At 68.4% G+C, this 18710-nt stretch carries 12 protein-coding genes, 1 tRNA gene and 3 pseudogenes; 3 read left to right on the top strand and 13 right to left on the bottom strand.

Annotated features, from left to right (window positions below):
* Positions 1–189: 189 nt before the first annotated feature.
* The 9 genes and pseudogenes from dnaE to mce all read right to left on the bottom strand — a co-directional run bounded on the left by dnaE (position 190) and on the right by mce (position 11315).
* A complete protein-coding gene (gene dnaE / locus K6K41_RS26165; protein ID WP_261402963.1) occupies positions 190–3618 on the bottom strand; it encodes a DNA polymerase III subunit alpha in 3429 nt (1142 codons plus the stop codon).
* A 351-nt stretch (positions 3619–3969) separates the two neighbouring features.
* Positions 3970–4682 (bottom strand): annotated as a pseudogene (locus K6K41_RS26160) (ABC transporter ATP-binding protein).
* Complete coding sequence (locus tag K6K41_RS26155; protein WP_261402962.1) at positions 4679–5044, bottom strand: FtsX-like permease family protein; 366 nt, start codon at positions 5042–5044, stop codon at positions 4679–4681. Before K6K41_RS26155 ends, K6K41_RS26160 begins: the two are co-directional and overlap by 4 nt.
* Complete coding sequence (locus K6K41_RS26150) at positions 5035–5964, bottom strand: ABC transporter permease (protein ID WP_261402961.1); 930 nt, start codon at positions 5962–5964, stop codon at positions 5035–5037. Before K6K41_RS26150 ends, K6K41_RS26155 begins: the two co-directional genes overlap by 10 nt.
* Positions 5965–6142: 178 nt before the next feature.
* Positions 6143–7294 (bottom strand): YeeE/YedE family protein, encoded by a 1152-nt coding sequence (locus K6K41_RS26145; RefSeq protein WP_261402960.1) that lies wholly within the window; start codon positions 7292–7294, stop codon positions 6143–6145.
* A 284-nt stretch (positions 7295–7578) separates the two neighbouring features.
* Positions 7579–8502, bottom strand: coding sequence for a sulfurtransferase (locus K6K41_RS26140; RefSeq protein ID WP_261402959.1), 924 nt, complete (start codon positions 8500–8502; stop codon positions 7579–7581).
* 221 nt (positions 8503–8723) lie between these two features.
* Positions 8724–10044, bottom strand: a pseudogene (proS, locus tag K6K41_RS26135) (proline--tRNA ligase).
* Between the two features lie 588 nt (positions 10045–10632).
* A complete protein-coding gene (locus tag K6K41_RS26130) occupies positions 10633–10914 on the bottom strand; it encodes a DUF1467 family protein (RefSeq protein ID WP_261402958.1) in 282 nt (93 codons plus the stop codon).
* Entirely contained in the window at positions 10911–11315 is a 405-nt protein-coding gene (mce, locus tag K6K41_RS26125; protein WP_261402957.1) for a methylmalonyl-CoA epimerase, read from the bottom strand. Before mce ends, K6K41_RS26130 begins: the two co-directional genes overlap by 4 nt.
* Positions 11316–11660: 345 nt before the next feature.
* Between mce and K6K41_RS26120 the strand changes: the two genes are divergently transcribed.
* The 3 genes from K6K41_RS26120 (at position 11661) to K6K41_RS26110 (ending at position 13038) form a co-directional block, all read left to right on the top strand.
* On the top strand, positions 11661–11921 hold the full coding sequence (locus K6K41_RS26120; protein ID WP_261402956.1) for a hypothetical protein: 261 nt from the start codon (positions 11661–11663) through the stop codon (positions 11919–11921).
* A gap of 113 nt (positions 11922–12034) precedes the next feature.
* On the top strand, positions 12035–12937 hold the full coding sequence (locus K6K41_RS26115; RefSeq protein ID WP_261402955.1) for a hypothetical protein: 903 nt from the start codon (positions 12035–12037) through the stop codon (positions 12935–12937).
* A 25-nt stretch (positions 12938–12962) separates the two neighbouring features.
* Positions 12963–13038, top strand: a tRNA-Gln gene (locus K6K41_RS26110).
* Positions 13039–13240: 202 nt separating this feature from the next.
* Here the strand turns inward: K6K41_RS26110 and K6K41_RS26105 are convergent.
* From K6K41_RS26105 to K6K41_RS26090, 4 genes and pseudogenes are all read right to left on the bottom strand, one after another.
* Positions 13241–14911 (bottom strand): ribonuclease J, encoded by a 1671-nt coding sequence (locus K6K41_RS26105; RefSeq protein ID WP_261402954.1) that lies wholly within the window; start codon positions 14909–14911, stop codon positions 13241–13243.
* Complete coding sequence (locus K6K41_RS26100) at positions 14908–15705, bottom strand: biotin--[acetyl-CoA-carboxylase] ligase (RefSeq protein WP_261402953.1); 798 nt, start codon at positions 15703–15705, stop codon at positions 14908–14910. Before K6K41_RS26100 ends, K6K41_RS26105 begins: the two co-directional genes overlap by 4 nt.
* Positions 15706–15761: 56 nt before the next feature.
* Positions 15762–17198, bottom strand: a complete 1437-nt coding sequence (gene nuoN / locus K6K41_RS26095) for an NADH-quinone oxidoreductase subunit NuoN (RefSeq protein ID WP_261402952.1) — start codon at positions 17196–17198, stop codon at positions 15762–15764.
* Positions 17195–18708 (bottom strand): annotated as a pseudogene (locus tag K6K41_RS26090) (NADH-quinone oxidoreductase subunit M). Before K6K41_RS26090 ends, nuoN begins: the two are co-directional and overlap by 4 nt.
* Positions 18709–18710 lie beyond the last annotated feature (2 nt).

Below are 18710 nucleotides of genomic sequence, written 5' to 3'. Positions count from 1 at the left end.
CAATTCCCGCGTGTGGAATGGCGCGGCTTATAGGCGGAACGGAGGGAAAAAGGCAAGGGCGCGGAGCGTCGGATCCGGCCTGAAGCGGCCGCTGCGGCCGCCACGCCTGTTCACAGGCATGTCCGGCAACGGCAAGCGCCGTCTTTCGGACGCCGCCGAAGGGGCTCCCTGACCGACCGCCCTCCCCCGTCAGGCGGCCTCGACCGCCACCACGCCCGGCACCGTCTTGAGCGCGCCCGCGACCTGCGGCGAGACGCGATAGCGGCCCGGCAGCCGGATCTCGACCTCCGTGCCGGCCTCGAGCAGCATCACGAGCGAGACCTCGCCGTCGCCCTGCTCGAGCCGCTTCTGGAGCGCCTCGTAGGGCTCGGGACCGCGCAGGAACACGCGCACCGACTTCTGCTGGCGCTCGGCGGCGCGGTCGAGCGGCTCGACCCCTTCGAGACGGATGCGGACCTCGTCGCCCTCGAGCGCGGCGTTGACGGTGACGATGACGGGCGTGTTGGGCTCCAGCAGGTCGCGGTGGAGCGCGAGGCCTTCGGAGAAGATCACCGCCTCGTAGTGGCCGGTCGGGTCCGACAGGGTGACGATGCCCATGCGGTTGCCGGTCTTGGTCTTGCGCTCCTGGCGCGACAGGACGGTCGCGGCGAGGCGCCCGGCGGTCGCGCCCTGCTTCACGGCCGCGACGAATTCGGCGTAGCGCTTGACCCGCAGCCGGTCGAGCAGGCCGGCGTAGTCGTCGAGCGGGTGGCCCGAGAGAAAGAAGCCCACGGCCTCGTATTCGCGCTTCAGCCTCTCGCCCGCGGTCCAGGCCTCGTGCGGCTGCGGCCGGATCGGCTCGTCGGCCGCGCCGAAGAAATCCGACTGGCCGAGCGCCTCCCCACCCTTGGTGCGGGCCGCGGTCGCCATCACCGTCTCGACGCAAGCGAAGGCCGAGGCGCGGTCCGGCATCAGCGGATCGAGCGCGCCGGCCTGGACGAGGCTTTCGAGCCCGCGCTTGGGCAACGCCTTCACGTCGAGCCGCCGCGCGAAATCGTTGAGGTCGGAAAAGCCGCGCGCGCGCCGCTCGGCGACCAGCCCCTCGACGGCGGAGGCGCCGACGCCTTTGAGCGCCGCGAGCGCATAGAGGATCTCGCCGTTCTCGACGTCGAAGGCGACGTCGGAGCGGTTGACGTCGGGCGGGCGCACCGTGATGCCGAGGCGCACCGCCTCCTGGCGGAACTCCGCCAGCTTGTCGGTCGAGCCCATGTCGAGCGTCATGGAGGCGGCCATGAACTCGACCGGGTAGTTGGCCTTCAGATAGGCGGTCTGGTAGGCGACGAGCGCGTAGGCGGCCGCGTGGCTCTTGTTGAAGCCGTAGTCGGCGAACTTCGCCAGCAGGTCGAAGATCGTCGAGGCGTCGGCCTTGCCGATGCCGCCCGCCACGCAACCCGTGACGAAGCGCTCGCGCTGGGCGTCCATCTCGGCGCGGATCTTCTTGCCCATCGCGCGGCGCAGCATGTCGGCCTCGCCGAGCGTGTAGCCCGCGAGCGACTGCGCCGTCTGCATCACCTGTTCCTGATAGATGATGACCCCGAACGTCTCGCCGAGGATCGGCTCGAGCTTGGGGTGTGGATATTCGGGCTTCTCCTGCCCGTGCTTGCGCGCGCAATAGGTCGGGATGTTGGCCATCGGGCCCGGGCGGTAGAGCGCGACCAGCGCGATGATGTCCTCGAAGCGGTCGGGCTTCATGTCGGCGAGCGCGCGCCGCATTCCGGCGCTTTCGAGCTGGAACACGCCGACCGTCTCGCCGCGCGAGAGCATCTGGTAGGCGGCGGCGTCGTCGATCGGGATCTTGCCGAGGTCGATCTCGATCCCGCGGCGCTTCAGCAGCGCGACCGCGGTGGTGAGCGTCGTCAGCGTCTTCAGGCCGAGAAAGTCGAATTTCACCAGGCCCGCAGGCTCCACCCATTTCATGTTGAACTGGGTCACGGGCATGTCGGAGCGCGGGTCGCGGTAGAGCGGCACGAGCTCCGAAAGCGGACGGTCGCCGATCACGATGCCGGCCGCGTGGGTGGAGGCGTGTCGGTAGAGCCCCTCGAGCTTCAGCGCGATGTCGAGCATCCGCCCGACGGTCGGATCCTGTTCGCGCGCCTCGGCGAGCTTCGGCTCGTCCGTGACCGCCTGCTTCAGCGTCACGGGGTTGGCCGGGTTCTGCGGCACCAGCTTGCAGAGCTTGTCCACCTGCCCGTAGGGCATTTCGAGCACGCGACCGACGTCGCGCATCACGCCGCGCGCCTGCAGGGTGCCGAAGGTGATGATCTGCGCGACGCGGTCGTGTCCGTAGCGATCCTGCACGTAGCGGATCACCTCTTCGCGGCGGTCCTGGCAGAAGTCGATGTCGAAGTCGGGCATCGACACGCGTTCGGGATTGAGGAAGCGCTCGAACAGCAGGCCGAAACGCAACGGGTCGAGGTCGGTGATCGTGAGCGACCAGGCGACGAGCGATCCCGCGCCCGAGCCGCGGCCCGGGCCGACCGGAATGTCCTGCGCCTTCGCCCACTTGATGAAGTCCGAGACGATCAGGAAGTAGCCCGGGAACTTCATCCGCTCGATGACGCCCAGTTCGAAGTCGAGCCGCGACTCGTAGGTCTCGCGGTCGAGCCCCGGCGCGACGCCATGCGCCTCGAGCCGCGCCTTCAGACCCGCCACCGCCTGTGCGCGAAGCTCCGCCGCCTCGTCCTCGCCGGCGGTGAAGCGCGGCAGAATCGGCTTCTGCGTGCGCGGTCGATGCGCGCAGCGCCGCGCGATCTCGACCGTGTTTTCGAGCGCCTCGGGGAGGTCGGAGAACAGGGCCTTCATCTCGGCGCGCGACTTCAAAAAGTGCTCGGCCGACATCTGGCGGCGCTCGGTCTCGGCGAGCACGCGGCCCTCCGCGAGGCAGATCAGCGCGTCGTGGGATTCGTGGTCGGCTTTCTCGCCGAAGCGCGCGCCGTTGGTCGCCACGATCGGCAGGCCCGCGCCATAAGCGAGGTTGAGCAGGCCGCCCTCGACCGCCTTCTCGCCCGCCAGATCATGGCGCTGGATCTCGACATAGAGCGCGTCGCCATAGATCGCGGCGAGCCGATTGAGCCGAGCCGCCGCGACGTCGTCCGCGCCTTCGGCGAGCGCCCGGTCGATCGGCCCCTCGGGTCCGCCGGTGAGCGCGATCAGTCCCTCGCGATGGGCCTCGAGCAGGTCGACGGACACATGGGGCGCGGCGTCGCCCTCCCCGTCCAGGAAGGCGCGGCTCGAAAGCGCCATCAGGTTGCTGTAGCCGGCCGCCGAGCGCGAGAGCAGCACGATCGCGGGCGCGCGCTCCTCCTTCATCGGCCGACCGGAGCGCTGCTCGCGGTCCTTGAAATCGACGCTGAGCGTGAGGCCGACGATCGGCTGCACGCCGCCGCCGGACAGCTTCTCGGAGAATTCGAGCGCGCCGAACAGATTGTCGTCGACGAGCGCGATCGCGGGCTGGTGGTCGGCCTTGGCGAGAGCGGCGATCCGCGCGACCGTCAGCGCGCCTTCGAGCAGCGAGTAGGACGAGCGCACGTTGAGATGCACGAAGCCCGGGTCGGTCTTCAGGCCGGCGGTCGCGTCCAAATCCCGATCCTCCGTTCAGTCGGTCCCCACTCTAGCGGAGGCGCGGCCCCGAGCCGACGCTTCAGGGGCGCGCGCCCACAACAAATGGCCGCGTCAGACCGCCGCCAGCACGTCCGCCCACAGCGCGAGCGCGCCGATGAACGCCGCGACCGAGCAGAGCTCGAGGCAGCCGAACGCGAAGGACTTGACTTGATCGACGAACATCTTGATCTCCTCTTGGATCCTTTATGTTCCTTATCTGTTCCCATCTGCGGTCGCGAGTCAAGCGTCGCCGGGCCGAGCCGCGAGGTGCCGCCGGGACGACGGGAATCGCGGTTAGCGAAAGGTGAACGAAGGCCGGACGCCGGCCTCTTAGACGTCGACCACAAGCCCGTCGCGCAGCGTGATGCGGCGGTCGAGCGTGGCGGCGAGGTCGAGATTGTGGGTCGCGACGATGGCCGCGAGCCCGGACGCGCGGGCGAGCGAGGTCAGCGTCTTGAACACATAGGCCGAGGTCGTCGGGTCGAGATTGCCGGTCGGCTCGTCGGCGAGCAGCAGCCGCGGGGCGTTGGCGACCGCGCGGGCGATCGCGACGCGCTGCTGTTCGCCGCCTGAAAGCTCGGCCGGCCGATGCGTCAGCCGCGCGCCCAGGCCGAGATAGGCCAGGAGGTCGGCCGCGCGCTCGCGCCCTCCTTCTCCTTCAGGCCTCGGATGACCTGCGGCAGCGTGACGTTCTCGAGCGCGGTGAACTCGGGCAGCAGGTGATGGAACTGATAGACGAAGCCCACCTGGTTGCGCCGCATCGCGGTGCGGGCGGCGTCGTCGAGCGTGGCGGTCGGGCGGCCCTCGATATAGACCTCGCCTCCGTCGGGCTTCTCGAGCAGCCCCGCGACATGCAGCAGGGTCGATTTGCCGGTGCCCGACGGCGCGATCAGCGCCACCACCTCGCCGGCCGCGATCGAGGCCGAGGCGCCGTTCAGCACCTCGAGCGACGCCTCGCCCTGCACGTAGCGTCGCACGACGTTCTCGAGCCGCAGCACAGGCTCTTCGGCGGCCGGATCCATGGGGTGGGACGCGTCGGTCATTCGTAGCGCAGCGCCTCGACAGGATCGAGCCTGGCGGCTCGCCAGGACGGGTAGAGCGTGGCGAAGACCGAGAGGAACAGCGCCATCAGCACCACCGAGGCGGTCTCGCGGGCGTTGGGATCGGCCGGGAGCTTGGAGAGGAAGTAGACCTCGGCGAGAACAGCTCGGTGCCCGTGAGATACGCGAGGAAGGCGCGGATCGACTCGACGTTCCAGCACGATCATGCCGAGCGCGAAGCCCGCGAGCGTGCCCACGACCCCGATCGACGCGCCGGTGATCAGGAAGATGCGCATCACCGAGCCGCTCGTCGCGCCCATGGTGCGCAGGATCGCGATGTCGCGGCCCTTGTCCTTCACCAGCATGATGAGGCCCGAGATGATTTGAGCGCCGCCACCAGAACGATGAGGGTGAGGATGAGGAACATGACGTTCCGCTCGACCTCGAGCGCGGAGAAGAACGTCTTGTTCCGGTCGCGCCAGTCCAGAAGATAGATCTGGCGCCCGGCCGCGGCGTGAAGCTTGGGCTTCACCTCGTCGACGCGGTCTGGATGCTCGAGATAGATCTCGATCGAGGAGGCGTCGCCCTCGCGGTTGAAATAGGCCTGCGCCTCGGCGAAGGGCAGGAACACGAAGGCGCCGTCATATTCCGACATGCCGATCTCGAAGATCGCCTGCACCTGGTAGCCCTTGATGCGCGGGGTGACGCCCATCGGCGTCACGGCTCCGCGCGGGGAGACGAGCGAGATCGTGTCGCCGGCGCGCACGCCGAGCTGGTCGGCGAGGCGTCGGCCGATCAGCACGCCGCCGCCGTCGTCGAAGCCCTCGAGGCTGCCTTCCTTGATGGTGCGCGAGACGAGCTGAAGCTTGCCGAGATCCTGGCCGCGCAGGCCGCGCACCAGCACGCCGTTGGAGGCCGCGGGCGAGGAGGCGAGCGCCTGGCCTTCGACGAGCGGGATGGTGAACTTCACGCCCTCGACCTTGGCGAGGCGGTCGGCCACCTCTGCGTAGTCGGTCAGCGGCCCGTCGAGCGGCTGAACCACGACGTGGCCGTTCACTCCGAGAATCTTGTTGATGAGTTCGGTCCGGAACCCGTTCATCACCGCCATGACGATGATGAGGGTCGCGACGCCCAGCATGATCCCCACGAAGGAGAAGCCGGCGATGACCGAGATGAAGCCTTCCTTGCGGCGGGCGCGCAGGTAGCGGCCGGCGATCATCCACTCGAAGGCCGCGAAGGGCTTGGTGCCCTGCGGCTCGTGGTCGGTCGCGTCAGTGTTGGACATCGAACGGAAGACCGCGGGTTGGTGAAGGGGCGCTGGCCGCGCAGGCGCCCGGTGAGGCCGTGACGGCCTCTAAGCCTTGGAAATGCGACGGAACCAAGGAGGCCGCGGCCTTCGCGAATCGTCGGCGACGCCAGCCGTGCGGGAGATTGTGGACGGCGGCGGGGCGCCGCGCCAGCGCTCAGACCGCGCGCGGACGCCCGGCGGCGGCCAGAAGCGCCGTTACGCGATCGGCCGTCAGCGCGCCGGCGACGCAGGCGACGAGGAAGATCCAGCCCGACAGCGCGCCCGCATGGACGCCAGAAAGCAGCACGCCGACGGTGCAGCCGAGGCCCGTCATCGCGCCCCAGCCCATCAGCACGCCGCCGATGAGGCCGCGGGCCGCCTGGCCGGAGGTCGGCAATGCGGGCCGGAAACGCCCCGAGACGAGCGCGGCCGAGAAGCTGGCCGCCACCAGACCGACGACGAACAGTCCGTTGTCGGACAGAAGCGTCTCCTTCACCGCCGTCGCGCAGCCGCGCAGTCCGTCGAGACCGTGGAGCGTCGTCGGGAGCGCGCCGGCGGAGGCGGCGGCGGTGCGGGCGAGACTGCCGAGTTCGGCGGTGACGCCGAGCGGAGCGACGCGGAGATAGTAGAGCGTCGCGATCGCCCCCACGGCGAGGCCGGCCGGCAGAAACGGCCAGCGCTTATTGAACACCGCCGCAGCGAGCCCCTTCGCCGTCAGCGGGGTCGCGGGTTCGGACGGAATGGCGCGCCCAAGGCGGAGCGCCAGCACGGCAAGCGCAAGGAGCGCCGCGAGCGTCAGCAGCAGCGCGCCCGGATAGCCGAGGCTCGCCGGGAGCCAGACCGCCGGCGCCTCGGCGATCGCCGCGACGTAGATCGCGTTCCAGGTGGAGAAGCCGAGCGCGAAGCCGCCAAGCGCGCCGACAAGCGCGAAGGGCGAGGTCGGGGACCCCTCCCCCAGCCGGTAGAGATGGGCCGAGAGGCACGAGCCCGAGATCGCCATGCCGACGCCGAAGACGAACGCCGCGACCGCGAGCGCGGGACCCACGGGGCCAATATGGGCGGTCGGCGGCAGGCGCCCGCCAAAGGGGTTCGGCAGCCAGGCGCCGAACACCGCCGCATAGCCGATCGCGCCGAACCCAAGCGCCACGAGGATCGCGAGCGCGCCGCGCGGATCGCCCTCGCGGGTCAGGTCGCGGAGATTGCAGAGGAAGCAGAACCGGCCGCGCTGGAGCGCGATCCCGAAGGCCGCGCCCGCGAGCAGCGCAAAGGACTGGCGTCCGCCGGTCCCGGGTGCCTGGCCGAGGAGGTAGGCGGAGACGAGGATCACCAGAACGACGAACGCGGCCGAAGCGGCCGCGAGGGGTTTTGGCGATGGCAAGGGCGCTGGCGCTGTCGTCAAAGGCAGTCGGCTTTCGAAATTCCGAGGCGAAGGCGCCTCTTCCCTTCTCCCTTTGCGGGACAAGGGAAGAGGCGGCGGCCGGATGAGGGGCGCGGGCGGCGCCCTCGAAGGAGAGGTCGGAGGTTCCCCCTCGCCCTAACCCTCTCCCGCAAGGGGAGAGGGGAATGGCGACCGCGGCGGTCGCAATCAGGGAAAAGGACGGAGGCCCCGCCTCACTTGCCCTGCCATACGGTGCCGGTGAGGTTGGCGACCGGCACGCCGACCGAATTGCCGTATTCGGTCCAGGAGCCGTCGTAGTTCTTCACCTCGTAGCCCAGCACCTTGGCCAGCACGAACCAAGTGTGGCTGGAGCGCTCGCCGATGCGGCAGTAGACGATCGTGGGCTTGGATCCGTCGACGCCGGCGTCGGCATAGAGCTTCTTGAGCTCATCCTTCGACTTCAGCGTGCCGTCGGCGTTCACCGCCTTCGACCACGGCACGTTCTTGGCGCCCGGAACATGGCCGGCGCGGATCGACAGCTCCTTGGAGCCTTCCGGCGCGAAGATCTTGCCGGAGAACTCGTCGGGCGAGCGAATGTCGAGCAGCACCGAGCCCGTGTCGCCCTCGGCGACCTTGAGCACGTCGCCGAGGCGCGCGCGGACCTTTGCGTTGACCTGCGTCAGCTCGACTGAGCCCTTGGCGGCTTCGGGCGTTCCGGTGTCGAGCGGCAAGCCCTTGGCCTCCCAGACCTTGCGGCCGCCGTCGAGCAGCTTGACCCGGTCGCCGAGCCCGTAAGCCTCGAGCACCCAGGCTCCCCAGGCTGCGAACCAGTTGTTGTTGTCGCCGTAGAGAACGATCGTCGTGTCCTTGTCGACGCCGGCGCTCGACAGCAGCTTCTGCAGGTTCTCGCGGCTCGCGATGTCGCGCTTGATGGGATCGACGAGCTCGGAGTGCCAGCGGATGTTGGTCGCGCCCGGCACATGGCCGCGCTCATAGACGCCCGGGTCGACGCTGACCTCGAAGACCTTGACCTTCGGGTTCTTGAGATTGTCCGCCACCCAGTCGGCGGTGACGAGCGGCCCGGCCTGCGCGAAGGCGGTGCCCGCCGAAACGAGAAGCGCCGCGCCGGCGGCGGCGAAGGATTTGATGAAGCTCATGACCGTCTGTGGCCCCGTTCGGTTTACCGAACGAGACCGTGACAGAGTGCGGCCCAAACACAATCTATTAAATTAATGGATTTAATAACATGCGCGTGAACCGTCATGCTCGCGCCGTCGTGCGGGTCTCCAAGACGTCGTTCCAGCGCTCGACGCCTCTAGAAAGTCGCGGATGCCCGGCTGCCGACGGGCATGACGAAGGAAAAGCGGCGCCTGCCGCCTCAGCCCACGATCGCGTTCAAAGCCGCCTCGGGGCTCAGCGTCTGGGCCTCGCCCTCGCCTCGCCGCTTGAGCTCGACGACGCCGTCCTTCAGTCCCTTGGGCCCGACGACAAGACGCCACGGCAGGCCGATCAGGTCCGTGGTGGCGAATTTCGAGCCCGGGCGCTCGTCGGTGTCGTCGTAGAGCACATCGACGCCGGCGGTCTGGAGCTTGGCGTAGAGATCTTCGCAGACGGCGTCGCAGGCCGCGTCCGGGGCGCAGGTTCACGAGGCCGACGCGGAAGGGCGCGACGGCGTCCGGCCAGATGATGCCGGCCTCGTCATGGCTCGCCTCGATGATCGCCGCGGCGAGGCGAGAGGGCCCGATGCCGTAGGATCCCATATGCACCGGCGCCATGGCGCCGTCGGGGCCCGCCACCACGGCCTTCATGGGCTCGGAGTATTTCGTGCCGAAATAGAAGATGTGCCCGACCTCGATGCCGCGCGCCGAAACGCGCGCCTCTTCGGGCACGGCCGCGAAGGCGGCCTCGTCGTGCATCTCCTCGGTCGCCGCGTAGAGGCTCGTCCACTTGTCCACGATCGCCTGCAACGCCGCGGGATCCTGAAAATCGACGTCCTCGGCCGGCGTCTCGAAGTCCAGGAAATCCTTGTGGCAGAACACGGCGCTTTCGCCGGTCTTGGCCAGGATGATGAACTCGTGGGAAAGGTCGCCGCCGATCGGGCCGGTGTCGGCGCGCATCGGGATCGCCTTCATGCCGAGTCGGGCGAAGGTTCGCAGATACGCCACCACCATGCGGTTGTAGGAGACGCGCGCGCTGTCGGCGTCGAGGTCGAAACTGTAGGCGTCCTTCATCAGGAACTCGCGCGAGCGCATCACGCCGAAGCGGGGTCGCACCTCGTCCCGGAACTTCCACTGGATGTGGTAGAGGTTCTTCGGCAGATCCTTGTAGGAGCGCACGCCCGCGCGGAAGATCTCGGTGATCATCTCCTCGTTGGTCGGGCCGAACAGCATCTCGCGCTCGTGCCGGTCCTTGATGCGCAGCATCTCCTTGCCGTAGGCGTCGTAGCGGCCGCTCTCGCGCCAGAGGTCCGCAAGCTGGATCGTGGGCATCAGAAGCTCGATCGCCCCCGCCCTGTTCTGCTCCTCGCGCACCACGTCGCAGATCTTGTTGAGCACCCGCAGACCAAGCGGCAGCCAGGCGTAGATGCCGGCGGCCTCCTGCCGGATCATGCCGGCGCGCAGCATCAGCCGGTGGCTGACGATCTCGGCCTCTTTGGGCGCTTCGCGAAGAATCGGCAGGAAGAAGCGGCTGAGGCGCATTCGGGCAGGTTCCGGTGTGATCTGGGCCGCCGCGGGCCGGCGGTTGGGGCGGCGAGGCGCGCGACGAAACCCGATGCAGGTTCAAAACACAAGAGCGTGCGTGGAACGCGGCGCCTCCAAAATGAGGCGGTTTATCGGCGCCTCAATTTTTGGCGCCCATGCACAAAGTGGTGACAAGCAGAAAACTAGCCGTTAAGGTCGTCACATAACAAAGGGCCGGTCGACGACGTTGCCTCGTCGACTAAACCGCGGTCCAAGTCTTGGGAGGATGTCCATCGCGGCGCGCCGTTGGCCGTCGCCGCGCGAACCGGAGCCGAAGTCCCGCACCGCTCGCGGCCCGGATCGAAATGGACACAAGATGACCTTCAAGAAAGCAGGGCTCCGGCCTTGCTTTTTTTTGCCCCCGATTCCGATTTAGAGGGGCTTAACGCCCCACTCGACCAATCCTGAACCACCAGCGTCTTGGCCCGGCTTGACCGGATCAGCCGCCTTGCGCGTCGAGGTCTGCGACGACCACAGGTTTTCCGGTCAAGCCAAGGGCCGACGGGAAGGCCGTCGCCTTCCTGGAAAAGCGCTGACCCGAAGCGCTCAGCGAACCGGATCGAAGCGCGGCAGGAACGGGATCGAGTCCAGCGAGACGAGATGCTGCGTCAGCAGCACGAACAGGACCGCGAAGGCGGCGCTCGCGACCAGGGTCGTCAGCCCGAAGATGCGCAGCAGCCGCGGTCGAGCGGGAGCCGCGCCCTCGCTGCCGGGCGTGACCTCGCCCTCCTCGATCTGGCTGCGGACGCCGAAGGGCAGCACGGCGAACAGCGTCGTCCACCAGATGACGAAATAGACCGCGGCCCAGCTGATCGCCGAAAAGATCACGCCTGCTCGAGCTCGACCAGCGTGCCGAGCATGTCCTTGGGGTGAAGGAACAGCACGGGCTTGCCGTGCGCGCCGATCTTGGGCTCGCCGTCGCCGAGCACGCGTGCGCCTTCAGACTTTAGCTTGTCGCGCGCGACGATGATGTCGTCGACCTCGTAGCAGACGTGATGGATGCCGCCGGCCGGGGAGCGGTCGAGGAAGGCCTGGATCGGCGACTTTTCGCCGAGCGGCTCCAGCAGCTCGATCTTGGTGTTGGGCAGCTCGATGAACACGACCGTGACGCCGTGCTCGGGCTGCTCGGTCGCGGGCGTGACGGTCGCGCCGAGGGTGTCGCGGTAGACGGCGGTCGCCGCCGCGAGGTCCGGCACCGCGATCGCGACATGGTTCAGGCGGCCGATCATTCTTCACTCCCCGCGAACGTGCGGAAACAGACTGCGCGCTTCGAGACGGCCTCCTGCGGGGAAGCCCCCTCAGCATGAGGATGGTCGCCGATGGCATACACCACCTCCCTCATGCTGAGGAGCCGTCCAAAAGACGGCGTCTCGAGGCGCGCGATCGGGTGACCGAGGGCGCGATCCAAGACACGCGAGCGATAGCGATCGCGCGCTCCCCCCTCCGTCCGAAGTCGACAACCGCTCCGTGCGCCGATACCCCTTGCCGTCCTGCCGCATCGGGGAACCGCCTCGTGTCCGCGATCATCGAGAAGCTGCACGCAACCTTCGCGCGGCGCGAAACGCCGGAAAACCGTGGCGGAGCTCGTCGCGGAAGCGCTGCCGGACGCCGACCGGCGACTGCATGGCCTGCTCGACAAAGCCCGCCGCGGCTCGATCGGGCGACGGTTCGGCTGGTCGTCGATGTCGACGAATTTTGCGGCCCCGCCCGACGCGGCCAAGCAGATCGCCAAGGCGGCCGAACTGGCGGAGCTTTTCTCGGCGAAGCGCTTCCTTCCGGCGAAGCCGTCGACAGCGCCGGCGCGGCGGACGCCGCCGACGCCCTCTCCGCCCTGATCGGACGCAAGCCTGGCGCAGGATTTCGCCATGGTCGGACCGATCGGGCAGCCCGCTCCGCGGCGGGTCTTGAGCTTTCGCGGCGGCGTTACACGAAGCTCTTTCGTCTGGCGGTGCGGCTCGAGGAGAAGTCGGCGCGCCTCGCCGACGTTGAGGCGCGCGCGGGCCTCATCCTGGTCGGCAAGGCCGCGCTCGCGCCGCGCCTCGCGCTCGACGATCTCGGCGACGACGCGCCGACAGCGGGCTTCGTCGCCTATTACGCCGCGCGGATGAAGCTGCGCTCGGAGTTCACCATCTTCGGGCAGCAGAAGCCGTTCGACCAGCTGAGCGAGGCGCTGCTCGCCCTCTGCGGCCAGAGGCCAGAGGCCACGCGCTGGTTCGCGGTCGCGCATGTCTTTCCGCGCGAGGACGTGCTGGCGCGGCTGACCGATCACGAGAAGGGCCGGCTGCTCGGCCAGTGGTTCGCGATTCTCGACATGACGGCCGAGCGGCTGAAGCGCGCGAGCGAGGAGACGCGCATCGACATGCACGACATGATCGTGCGCCAAGGCAACGACTCTTCCACCTGGAACCTGCTCGCCGGCGCCTGGAACCGGGCGCGCGACCACTGGATCGCGCTGGTGACCGCGATGGGCTTTGACGAGCTGTTCGACGAGATGATGCCGGGCAAGGTCATGCGCCTCATGGCCGGGGACGTCGCGCACTGGCATCGCTCGACCGGCGGCGGCGTGCATCCGGACACCGCCGTTTGGCGCGACCTGCCAAAGCCCTGGAGCGTGCTGCGCGGCGACGCGACATGCACGCGCGCGGACATCGAGGCCGCCTGCCGTCGGCGGGGCGTCGATCCGGAAACGTCGGGCTGGTCGGCGCCGCGGCCGCGCACGGACGTCTCGAAATTCCGGCCGACGCCGGAGCTCGTCCACGGCGTCGCGGTCAACAACCCCTATCTCGCCGCCTACCTGAAAAAGGCGCGCTGGTTCAGCGGCAAGGACGTCCGCTTCGTCTGGGTGGATTGACGGGGCCGTCCGTCCGCCGCCAGATGGACGCCCCGTAGCTCAGCGGCAGAGCGGGCGGCTCTGTCCCGCCTGGACGTCGGTTCGAATCCGACCGGGATTTTCGACGCGGGGCGGCTTCCGGAAGGAGCCGCCCTCGTTCGTTTCCAGAAACTGTCATCCCGGACAAGCGGCGCAGCCGCGCCCTTCTTGTCCCGGACTTGATCCGGGACCCAGAACCGAGACCGCATGCAGGACAATGCTCGGCGCCTTTGTTGGAACCGCTGTCGGCTCTCGGTCCCGGATCACGTTCGGGACACGTGGCGCTCAGACGCTCAGCACGGAGACGTGGCAGACCGGCTTCTTGCCCCAGACGAGGTTGAGCTCGCCGCGCACCGCGCGCTCGACCGCGGTCGCGACCGCGCCTGAGTCGCGGCGCTTCGGGCGCGGCAGGCCGTCGAGGCAGTCGAGAACCGTGTCGCGCAGCACGACGGTCATCAGCTCGCCCTCGTCGTCGCGGGCGGGAAGGCCCGTGAAACGGATCTCCGGATCGGTCGCGACGTCGCCGAGTTCGTCGATCGCGATCGCGATCGAGACAACGCCTGCGAAAGCAAGCTTGCGGCGCTCGCCGATGGTCTGCTCGGTCGACTGGATCAGCACCTTGCCGTCCTTGAGCATCCGGCCGGTCGCGACCTCGTCGACGATCTCGGTCGGGCCGCCCGCCAGGCGGATCATCTGCCCGTCTCCGACGCGCGCCACGCGCTTGGCTCCGGCTTCCTTCGCAAAGGCCGCGTGCTCGTGCATGTGCAGCTCTTCGCCATGCACCGGAACGACGAGATCGGGTTTCAGCCAGCCGTAGAGCATGGCGATTTCGCCGCGACGCGGATGGCCCGAGACGTGGACGAGATGAGTGCGGTCGGTGATCACCTCGGCGCCGCCGGCGATCAAGCCGTTCATGACGCGGCCGACCGCCTTCTCGTTGCCGGGAATGGCGCGGGAGGAGAAGATCACGCGGTCGCCGCGCGCGATTGTGACTTCCGGATGGTCGCCCTGCGCGACGCGGGCGAGCGCGGCGCGCGGCTCGCCTTGGCTGCCGGTCATCATGGCCACGACCTTGTCGCGCGGCAGGTAGCCGTAGGCCGCAGGCTCCAGGAACTCCGGGATGCCCTCGAAATAGCCGAGCATGCGGCCGACGTCGGCGGCCCGTTTCATGGCGCGGCCGATCAGAACCACCTGCCGGTCGGCCGCGAGCGCGGCGTCGGCGACTGCGCGCAGACGTCCGACGTTCGAGGCGAAGGTGGTGACGGCGACGCGGCCCGTCGCGGTGCGCACCAGTTCGGCGATGGTGGCGGCGACATCCATCTCGGACGGCGAGACGCCTTCGCGAAGCGCGTTGGTCGAGTCGCCGACGACCGCCGCGACCCCCTCCTCGCCGAGCTCGCGCATGCGCTTCTCGTCGGTCGGCAGGCCGATGATCGGCGTCGGGTCGATCTTCCAGTCGCCGGTGTGCAGCACAAGGCCTGCGGGCGTGCGGATGGCGAGCGCGCTCGATTCAGGGATCGAATGCGCCACGGGCACGAACTCGACGTCGAACGGGCCGACCTTGAACGAGGATCCCTGCGCGATTTCGGTGACCGGCACCTTGGGCGCGTCGCGCTCGGAGGCGCGTTTGGCCTCGAGCATCGCGGCCGCGAAGGGGGTCGCGTAGACCGGGCACTTGAGCTCAGGCCACAGGTCGAGCACCGCGCCGTAGTGGTCCTCATGCGCGTGCGTCAGCACCAGCGCCTCGATCGCGCCGCGCAGGCCCTTGGCGAAGCGGATGTCGGGCAGGATCAGGTCGATGCCCGGCGTTATGGCCGGATCGCCGAAGATCACGCCGCAATCGACCATCAGCCAGCGACGCTTCGAGCCCCGGCCGTAGCCGTAGAGCCCGATGTTCATGCCGATTTCACCCACTCCGCCGAGGGGCACGAAGACCAGATCGTCGTTCATGCTCATCCTTCGGCGCGGATCGTGGCCGCGGGTCCAAAATAGACGTCGCCGGCGGAGATCGCGGTCGCGATTCCGGTCGGCTGGCGCAGCACCATGCGGCCGCGCTCGTCGAGAGACTCGAAGCGCCCCTTCAGGCGGCGCTGGCCGAGATCGACTTCCACCTGGCTGCCAAGGCCGGCGGCGCGCGCCATCCAGGCCTTGCGGATGGCGGCGAGCCCCTCGCCGTCCTCCCAGGTGTCGAGCCAGGTGACGAACGTATCGGAGAGCGCCTCGAACAGCTCCTCGGCGTTCGTCCGGTCTCCCCGCTCGGCGAGCGCCGTCGCAGGGAACGGCATGCCTTCCGGCGCCGAGACGATGTTGACCCCGATGCCGACCACCACTGCGAGCCGCCCGTCGGCCAGCTTGTCGGCCTCGAGCAGGATGCCCGCAAGCTTCTTGCCGTCGACGATGAGGTCGTTCGGCCATTTGAGCTCGGGCCGCGCGGTGCGGGGCGAGAGCGACTCCGCCACCTGCCGCAGCGCCTGCTCGAGCGCAAGGCCCGCCACGAAGCCGAGCGTCGCCGCGAGCGCTGCATCGACCGAGGTCGTCATCGCGAAGCTCGCCGCGAGATTGCCGCGTTCGGTCGACCACGGACGGCCGCGGCGGCCGCGGCCGTCCGTCTGGGCGCGGGCCGCGACCCACACCGGCGCCCTGCCCTCGCGGGCAAGCGCCATGCCCTCGGCGTTGGTCGAGCCGATCGTGTCGTAGGCGACGAGATCGTGGCCGGCCTCGCGTGCCGCCGGTCCGAGCGCGAAGCTCATGCCTGGCCCCGAGGGGCGGACGTGCGTCTCGCGATCGAAAGCTCCAAAACCGGTCCTCAGAACAGCGACTGCGCCGCCGTCGCCGCGGCGGCGGTGAGCGGAGCAGGATAGATGAAATAGAGCAGCGTGAAGCCGCCCGCGAGCGTCAGTACGACCTTCGCCGCCCCCGTCATAGGGGCGAACTCAACCGTTGGCTCGTCGAAATAGATTATCTTGACGATTCGCAGGTAGTAGAAAGCGCCCACCACGCTCAAAACGAAGCCGATCACGGCGAGCGGGTAGAGCCCGGCGTTCACCGCGGCGTAGAACACGTAGAACTTCGCGAAGAAGCCCGCGAGCGGCGGAATGCCCGCAAGCGAGAACAGGATCATGGCCAGCACGAACGCCATGGCGGGCTTGGTGCGCGAGAGACCCGCGAGGTCGTCGATCGACTCCACGTATTTGTCGCCGACCCGCATCGACAGGATGCAGGCGAAGGCGCCGAGCGTCATCGCGACGTAGATTGCGGAATAGACCGCGACGCCGCGCACGCCCTCGGGCGTTCCGGCCGCCAGGCCCACCAGCACGTAGCCCATATGGCCGATGGAGGAGTAGGCCATCAGGCGCTTGAGGTTGCGCTGGCCGATGGCCGCGAAGGCGCCGAGCGCCATGGAGGCGATTGCGACGAAAACGACGACCTGCCGCCATTCCTGCGTGACGGTCGGGAACGCCTCGGTCACCACGCGCACGAACATCGCGACCGCCGCAACCTTGGCCGCGGAGGCGAAGAAGGCGGTGATCGGCGTCGGCGCGCCCTCATAGACGTCGGGCGTCCACATGTGGAACGGGACCGCCGAGATCTTGAACGCGAAGCCTGCGAGCAGGAACACGATGCCGAAGACGAGGCCGAGCGAGGCGTGGCCGTCTTTCAGCGCCGCCGCGATGTCGGCGAAGCCCACCGCGCCAGTGGTGCCGTAGACCAGCGACGCGCCATAAAGCAGCATGCCGGACGACAGCGCGCCGAGCACGAAGTACTTCAGGCCCGCTTCCGTCGAGCGGATGTCGTCGCGGTGGATCGCGGCGATGACGTAGAGCGCCAGGCTCTGCAGCTCGAGGCCGAGATAGAGCGAGATGAGGTCGCTCGCGGAGATCATCAGCGACATGCCGAGCGTGGAGAGCACGACCAGCACGGCGTATTCGTAGCGCGCGAACTTCTCGCGGCGCATGTAGTCAAATGACAAGGAAAGCGCAGCGACCGCGGCCACATAGGCGAGGATCTTCATGAAGCGCGCGAAGGCGTCGGCGGTGAAGCCGCCGCCGAACGACGGGCCGTGGTCGACCGGCGCGACGGCGACGAGCACGCCAGCCAGCGCGATCAGCGCGACCGCGAGGCCGTTGATCAGCGAGGTCGCCTTGTCGCCGACGATCGCGCCGATGAGGATCAGCGTCAGCGCGCCGACCGCAAGCGCGATCTCGGGCAGCGCGAGGGCGAAATGAGGAAGGGCGTCCGTCACTTCACGGCCTCGGCGGTCTTGCCGGCCGCGTCGATTGCGGCCTGGGCGGAGGAGAGAATGCCGTCGACCGAGGCCGCGGACATGTCGAGGATCGGGGCCGGCCACACGCCGAACAGCACGGTCAGGATCACCAGCGGCGCGAGCAGCACGATCTCGCGGCGGTTCAGATCCGCGATGCCGTGAAGTTCCGGCTTGGTTATCTCGCCGAACACCACGCGGCGGTAGAGCCACAGCGCATAGGCCGCCGACAGGACGACGCCGGTGGTGGCGAAGAACGCCACCCAGGTGTTGGCCCCGAAGGCGCCCATCAGCGTCAGGAACTCGCCCACGAAGCCCGAGGTGCCCGGCAGGCCGACGTTCGCCATCGTGAACACCAGGAACGCGAAGGCGTACCAGGGCATGACGTTGACGAGCCCGCCGAAGGCCTTGATCTCGCGGGTGTGCATGCGGTCGTAGACCACGCCCACGCACAGGAACAGCGCGCCCGACACGATGCCGTGGCTGACCATCTGGAACACCGCGCCCTGCACGCCTTGCGGGTTCAGGGTGAAGATCCCCATCGTCACGAAGCCCATATGGGCGACGGACGAATAGGCGATCAGCTTCTTGATGTCCTCCTGCATCAGCGCGACCAGCGAGGTGTAGATGATCGCCACCACCGAAAGCGCGAACACCATCGGAGCGAAATATTCGCTCGCGAGCGGGAACATCGGCAGCGAGAAGCGCAGGAAGCCGTAGCCGCCCATCTTCAGCAGGATGCCGGCCAGGATCACCGAGCCCGCGGTCGGCGCCTCGACATGGGCGTCGGGCAGCCAGGTGTGGACAGGCCACATCGGCATCTTCACCGCGAAAGAGGCGAAGAAGCCGAGCCACAGCCAGGTCTGCATCTCGGCCGGGAACTTGGTCTGGGTCAGGATGTGCTGGATGTCGGTCGTGCCGGCGTAGCCGTACATCGCGAGGATGCCGACAAGCATCAGCAGCGAGCCGAGCAGCGTGTAGAGGAAGAACTTGAAGCTCGCATAGACGCGCCGCTTGCCGCCCCAGATGCCGATGATGAGGAACATCGGGATCAGGCCCGCCTCGAACAGCAGGTAGAACAGCACGAGGTCGAGCGCACAGAAGACGCCGATCATCAGCGTCTCGAGCACCAGGAACGCGATCATGTACTCCTTCACCCGGTGGGTGATGGAGCGCCACGACGCCAAGATGCAGAACGGCATCAGGAAGGCGGTCAGGATCACGAACGGGGTCGAGATGCCGTCGACGCCCATCTTGTAGGTGATCGCGCCGCCCAGCCAATCGGCCTGCTCGACGAACTGGAAGCCGGCGGCGTTGAAGTCGAACTTCGCCCACAGCACGCAGGAGACGATGAAGTTCACCACCGTCGTCCAGAGCGCGACGTGGCGATGTTGCCGAGCGAGGCGTCGTCGGTCCCGCGGATCATCAGCAGGAAGAACACGCCGACGAGCGGCAGGAAGGTCAGGAGCGAAAGGATCGGCCAGTCAGTCACGG

The organism is Chenggangzhangella methanolivorans (assembly GCF_019797865.1).
Lineage (GTDB): Bacteria > Pseudomonadota > Alphaproteobacteria > Rhizobiales > Methylopilaceae > Methylopila > Methylopila methanolivorans.
Note: the sequence above shows the minus strand (reverse complement) of the source record. Positions and strands in the feature narration are given on the sequence as shown.

Bases quoted from the DNA above. Each gene is read 5' to 3' on its own strand.
- K6K41_RS26150 (WP_261402961.1), bottom strand. From the start codon at position 5,964: ATGTCCAACACTGACGCGACCGACCACGAGCCGCAGGGCACCAAGCCC.
- K6K41_RS26100 (WP_261402953.1), bottom strand. From the start codon at position 15,705: ATGAGCTTCGCGCTCGGACCGGCGGCACGCGAGGCCGGCCACGATCTC.
- K6K41_RS26155 (WP_261402962.1), bottom strand. From the start codon at position 5,044: ATGCTGGTGAAGGACAAGGGCCGCGACATCGCGATCCTGCGCACCATG.
- mce (WP_261402957.1), bottom strand. From the start codon at position 11,315: ATGATCGGCCGCCTGAACCATGTCGCGATCGCGGTGCCGGACCTCGCG.
- K6K41_RS26140 (WP_261402959.1), bottom strand. From the start codon at position 8,502: ATGAGCTTCATCAAATCCTTCGCCGCCGCCGGCGCGGCGCTTCTCGTT.
- K6K41_RS26105 (WP_261402954.1), bottom strand. From the start codon at position 14,911: ATGAGCATGAACGACGATCTGGTCTTCGTGCCCCTCGGCGGAGTGGGT.